The organism is Limnospira sp., assembly GCF_051859755.1.
Classification (GTDB): Bacteria; Cyanobacteriota; Cyanobacteriia; order Cyanobacteriales; family Microcoleaceae; genus Limnospira; species Limnospira fusiformis.
Genome location: NZ_JBIMLI010000119.1, coordinates 1 through 4,781 on the forward strand (window position 1 = coordinate 1; position 4,781 = coordinate 4,781).

The following is a 4,781-nucleotide window of genomic DNA, read 5'->3' on the forward strand; positions in this document are numbered from 1 at the left end:
AGCTTTTTGAGGCTAAGGTGCATATCCCCTTGATTCTGTATAACATCCACCTTTAAAAAAGGCTGAACCCCTTGCCAGTTCAGGAATTGGGCGAGGAATCAAGTTTTGTGTATGCTAGATCTAGCAATTTTTGACACCTCTTAGTTTTAGGGAGAAATTTTACTATGAAAATCAAACTCAAATTAAAAACTGATCCTGAAGGGAAGTTATTATTACAACTTCCCCAACAATTAGCTAACAAAGAATTAGAAATTGTTATTAGTGATTTGGTTGAAGAAACAATACCAACACCTGAAGAATTAGGTTATCCTGCTGATTTTTTTGAAAAGACTGCGGGCAAGTGGGAAGGTGAAGTTTTAATTAGAGAAGAATTAGTAAATTGTGATGAGAGAATTTGGGATATTGAATCATGATTTATTTGTTAGATACCAATACCTGTATTCAATATTTAACGGGACGTAATCTTAATGTAATCAATAAATTTAAAATTACTCCTCGCCAAGATATTTGTTTATGTGATGTAGTCAAAGCAGAATTATATTTGCTTGTCGTAGTGCTAAAAAAGAGCAAAATCTAGCTTTATATGAGTTATTTTTCTCTCAATATGTTAGTTTACCCTTTAATGGTAAATCAGCGAAAATTTATGGTGAAATTCGCTCGGAATTATCAAAATTAGGTACTCCTATAGGTGCTTATGACTTTCAGATTGCGGCTATTGCTTTAGCTAATAATCTGATTTTAGTAACTCATAATACTAAGGAGTTTCAAAGAGTAAAAAGTTTACAACTTGAGGATTCGGAGGAAAATATTTAATTTTTATTATTGAAACTCAATCTTATGCTATTGTTGATATATATACAAAATGTATTTAACCTACAAGGGAATGTGAATGGGATGAAAACAAAAACCAAAAGGAGACGGAGACAAAATTATGAGTATCTCGCCGAAACGACTTAAAGAAATCCAGAATATTCCTGATTCTGCCATTGATACATTACGGAGGTTATTATGTTTGACTTATTCTTAGAACAAAATCAACTTAAAAATATGATTAAAGAAATTGTTGTAGAACTATTTACTGAAAGTGAGGAAGATTTTTTAAATCTCTTGGCAAGTAAATTAGTAGAAACAACACTTAAAAAGAAGATTCAAGAAGAATTAGATTTAGAACAATCTGCTAATTTGTATGCAGAAATATATCAAGAAAGTAATGAACTTAAAGAATTAACTGAGTCAGCATTATTGGATTTTGTAGAATGAGTAAACTAGAAATAGGAATGATTATTGACGTTAATCTTGAGCCAACCAAAGGCTCGGAAACAGGGAAAATTCGTCCTTGTATTATTGTGACCAATAATACTTATAATCAAAGAGTTCCTATAATTCAAGTTGTTCCCATAACTGAATGGAATAGTAAAAAAGCCAAAATTAAAACTAATGTTGAAATTAATCCTTCTTCTGTTAATGGATTAACCCAAAAATCTATTGCTGATTGTTTACAAACAAGACCAATAGATCAACGGTTGAAGTTCTGCAAGAATTAATCAATCTGGCTCAAGATATTAAAGCCGCCCGCCAACGGGGCGAGGAACAAGGACTTTCTGCGGATGAAATCGCCTTTTATGACGCTCTGGCGGAGAATGAAAGCGCCGTGGAAGTGATGGGCAATGACAGCCTAAAAACGATCGCCCATGAATTGCTAATGAGCCTGAAATTGACTGGGCGCATCGGGAAAGTGCGCGCGCTCGTCTCCGTAGCACGGTTAATTCTAAATTTCGCACCAATAAACCTGAGATATCACAAAGCAAAATAATTGTCAAGCTATCTCCCTGTGGTAGGTTGAAATAGTTGCTAATTGCGATCGCTGAAAACAGAGAGTTTGCCAAGGAGACTACCTTTATATTGCCACGGTGATTATTGCCCCAATGACGACACAAGGGAAAGCCTACCAGACGCGAATTGCCTGCCAGTTTCAGGGTAAGGAAGGGCAAATTGTTCTCGACCAAACACCATCGATAAAGCTCCATTGGTCAAAAAGATGTTTTCCCAATGAGCCAAGGGACGGCGCGATCGCTCTACCCTCATCACCCAAACCCCAACGGCGCGATCGCTCCTTACCCGGACGATAAACGATGCTGTAGGCAGTATGCTAAACTCAAAGTCTATTTATTCGATGTCACTAAAAGATGACCAAAACTTTGAGCTGGGCTGGACTCCTGGGGTTGAGTTGTGGATTATTGGCTTGTGGGCAGTTGACAACTGGGCAGACTACTGAGCAGACTATAAGACCATCTTCGGAGTCTTTTCTACCCCAAAACGCTGCGATCGCCTCATCTCCCGTTACTGTATCCAGCCCCTCTGGGTTGGCATCGAGGCACTACAACGCCGAGGCAATTTATACAGAATTTGAGCGTTTGACCCGGCGAGCCTGTCAACAACAGGAAAAAATTGTCGGGAATTTGCGTTATCAGCTCTGCACGATGACTGACTCCCAGGGCTTGATTCAAGTGGTTTATGCCTCTTCATCTCTGGCTAGTGAGGGTGATGGTGCCGGATATTTGCTCAATGAGAACGCAGATATCTATGCAATTCGCTACTTCCACTCTGATGAGGTTTTTGTGCTACTCCCAGAAGCTCGCCAGACCATTGTAGAGTTAGTTGGAAACCGACAGATAAACGTGACTACAGATAAAGCCCGTTGGCATCAGCTAGAACTCGATGCGAGAAAGCAGATCATGGAAATTTCTGCACAGTTTGACCTCAATAATTCCACAGTCAGCAATCAGCCAACTTCAGACCGCCAAGAAATACAACCCATTGCCCTTATGTTTTGGCAACCGGGAGCCTTAGCCGGGGCAGGGTTGCCTACCCCAACCATTAAAAAAATGGCGCTCAACGTGACTACAGATAAAGCCCGTTGGCATCAGCTAGAACTCGATGCGAGAGAGCAGATCATCGAAATTTCTGCACAGTTTGACCTCAATAATTTCACAGTCAGCAATCAGCCAACTTCAGACCGCCAAGAAATACAACGCATTGCCCTCATGTTTTTGGAACCGGGAGCCTTAGCAGCAGGGTTGCCTACCCCAACCATTGAAAAAATGGCGATCGCTGATGACACGGCTTTACTTACTTGGCAGCAAGGGGAAACAGCCGGGATGATGTTGCTCCGAAAAGAACAGGGGCAATGGGGAGTTTTGACCTATGGCGGCGGTGCAATTGACGCAACAACTCTATCTGAGTATAATGTTCCCCAGACGACAGGTGAAGCCCTGCTCAAGCAGTTAAACCTCAACTAAATTTATGCAGATTATTGGCGGGGGCGATCGCTACTCTTGTCGGGTAGGTTAGTCAAATTTAGCCAGGGTTTCTCATGTCAACTAGGGGGTATTTTCTGACTGGATCACTCAAGATTTCTCAATGCACTATTTGGTCGTTTTGTCAATAGGTAATTTCTAGTAATTTATGCCTGACTCCCACCAGAATACCATGAAAAATTTAGCCCCAACTCCTGCAGATGCTCTAATCGCCGCCCTCCATGAACCGGGACGGGAAAACCTCCTTGATTTAGTCCAAAATCCCTTGTGTTTGACGATGCTCTGCATGATTTGGGATGGGTCGTTGCCGGACACTCAGGCGGAGTTATATCAGCGTTACCTGCGAAAAATTTATGAGTGGAATCAGAATTTAAATGACTTGGAAAAGTATGCGGAAGTTTGTGGCACGAATACCACGAAATTAAAGCAGAATTTGAATCGGCAATTGGGGGAACTGGCAAAGGCGGCGCTGAATTTGCCCCGGCAGCGATTTCGGTTATCACAGGCTTTGGTGGAAGAGCATCTAGGGGAGGAATCAGATCAGACTTCGTGGGCTTATTTGGTGTTGCGGTTGGGTTGGTTAAATCGGGTGGGCAGAGATGGACGCGGCGATAGTATTTTTGCCTTTTATCATGCGACGTTTCAGGAGTATTTTGCAGCGTTGGCGGTGGAGGATTGGGATTATTTTCTGCCTCGGAATCATGTTGATTCTCCGGTGGCGGGGAGGCGGTATCGGATTTTTGAGAAGCAGTGGAAGCAGGTGATTTTGTGTTGGTTGGGGCGTAAGGAGATTCAGGCTCAGAAGAAGGAGGAGTTTATTCGGGCGTTGGTTGAGTTTGAGGATGGGGTCAGAGATTTTTATGAATATAAAACATATTTGCTGGCTGCTGCTGAAATTAATCAATTTAAGACTTGTTCTCTGGCTACCGATATTGTGCGGCAGGTGGTGAAGTGGGGGTTTGGTTATTTCAATACTGAAAAACAGGAATGGCAAACCTTTTTAGAACCCATCGAAGAAGCGGCGAGAGAGGTGATACCACAAACCATTAGACCCTTGGCGATGTCCGCACTGATTGAACTTATTGAGAATTGCCCAGAAAAGGACAGTCGGATGCAGGCAGCAGAGACTTTAGGGAAAATCGACCCAGGAAATCCCAAGGCGATCGCTGTATTGCTCGAAATTATCCGCACCACTGAGAATGAATGGGCCCGTTGGCGGGTAGCAGATAGTTTAGGGAAAATCGACCCAGGAAACCCTGATGCGATCGCTGTATTGCTTGAAATTATCCGCACTACTGAGAATGAAAATACCCGTTATCAGGCAGCATTTAGTTTAGGGGAAATCGACCCAGGAAATCCCGATGCGATCGCTGGTTTGCTCGAAATTATCCGCACCACTGAGGATAAATTGACTCGTTGGCGGGCAGCATGGAGTTTAGAGGAAATCGGACAGGGAAACCCTGA

The 4,781-nt window shown here is 42.3% G+C and carries 8 protein-coding genes; all 8 read left to right on the forward strand.

The features are described 5' to 3' along the window. Window positions 1-164 precede the first annotated feature (164 nt). Window positions 165-413 (forward strand): hypothetical protein, encoded by a 249-nt coding sequence (locus ACTIE0_RS17950; RefSeq protein WP_006623775.1) that lies wholly within the window; start codon window positions 165-167, stop codon window positions 411-413. 124 nt (window positions 414-537) lie between these two features. Then, window positions 538-813, forward strand: a complete 276-nt coding sequence (locus ACTIE0_RS17955) for a type II toxin-antitoxin system VapC family toxin (protein WP_228116619.1) — start codon at window positions 538-540, stop codon at window positions 811-813. Window positions 814-1,008: 195 nt separating this feature from the next. Beyond that, on the forward strand, window positions 1,009-1,260 hold the full coding sequence (locus ACTIE0_RS17960; protein WP_006668482.1) for a hypothetical protein: 252 nt from the start codon (window positions 1,009-1,011) through the stop codon (window positions 1,258-1,260). After that, a complete protein-coding gene (locus ACTIE0_RS17965) occupies window positions 1,257-1,544 on the forward strand; it encodes a type II toxin-antitoxin system PemK/MazF family toxin (protein WP_006623778.1) in 288 nt (95 codons plus the stop codon). The genes ACTIE0_RS17960 and ACTIE0_RS17965 overlap by 4 nt, the downstream gene beginning before the upstream one ends. Further along, window positions 1,493-1,813 (forward strand): type I restriction enzyme endonuclease domain-containing protein, encoded by a 321-nt coding sequence (locus ACTIE0_RS17970; RefSeq protein WP_039932364.1) that lies wholly within the window; start codon window positions 1,493-1,495, stop codon window positions 1,811-1,813. Before ACTIE0_RS17965 ends, ACTIE0_RS17970 begins: the two co-directional genes overlap by 52 nt. A gap of 112 nt (window positions 1,814-1,925) precedes the next feature. Next, window positions 1,926-2,129, forward strand: a complete 204-nt coding sequence (locus ACTIE0_RS17975) for a hypothetical protein (protein WP_231296327.1) — start codon at window positions 1,926-1,928, stop codon at window positions 2,127-2,129. Window positions 2,130-2,186: 57 nt separating this feature from the next. Beyond that, window positions 2,187-3,299 carry a hypothetical protein gene (locus tag ACTIE0_RS17980; RefSeq protein WP_006668480.1) on the forward strand — a complete coding sequence of 371 codons (1,113 nt, stop codon included), beginning with the start codon at window positions 2,187-2,189 and terminating at the stop codon, window positions 3,297-3,299. Between the two features lie 190 nt (window positions 3,300-3,489). Continuing rightward, window positions 3,490-4,781, forward strand: a 1,292-nt coding sequence (locus ACTIE0_RS17985) for an NACHT domain-containing protein (protein WP_439516947.1), incomplete at its 3' end; no start/stop codon positions are given.